General features: G+C 36.3%; 1 protein-coding gene. It reads left to right on the top strand.

Annotation, left to right across the window (positions count from 1 at the left end):
• On the top strand, window positions 1–395 hold a 395-nt coding region (locus tag ACFIM6_RS10215), incomplete at its 5' end, for an SMI1/KNR4 family protein (RefSeq protein ID WP_375612709.1).
• Between the last annotated feature and the right edge of the window lie 107 nt (window positions 396–502).

Below are 502 nucleotides of genomic sequence, written 5' to 3'. Positions count from 1 at the left end.
GAGAAATTGGTGGTGAAGAAATCTTTAGCCTTTATAAGGAGTGTGGAGCAGATATCCCTGGTGGTGATATTGTTTTCCAAAACTTAAATGATAGAAGAGATGGTTTTGCAACATCAGAACAGCTTGTCGTGTGTTACGCTGATTTTGATGAAATTTTTTATTTTGATTATACGCAGTTTCGGGATGGAGAATGTCCAATCTATGTTATGTATCCATTGGATAATTGCGAATATTACGCCAGTAATTTTTATGAATTCCTTTGCAAAAGAATTAAAGTACACGCGGGAGAAGAGATACTTGATGGTGACCAACCGATTGAAAAGACTGAGAACACTCCCACTCCGCAACCTATCCCTTTTTACAAGAGTTTTTGGAAAAAACTATGTAAGAGGTGAAATTGATAGAGGGAATATGGAGCGTTTATAACGCAAGTTTTGAGGATCATCTATGAAAACCTATACCTTAGCTGATGTTGCAGTACTAGTTGATAAATATAACGATA

The organism is Bartonella sp. AA9NXGY, assembly GCF_042196845.1.
Lineage (GTDB): Bacteria > Pseudomonadota > Alphaproteobacteria > Rhizobiales > Rhizobiaceae > Bartonella.
The sequence above is the reverse complement of the archived record's forward strand: the minus strand, read 5'-3'. Positions and strand labels throughout refer to the sequence as shown.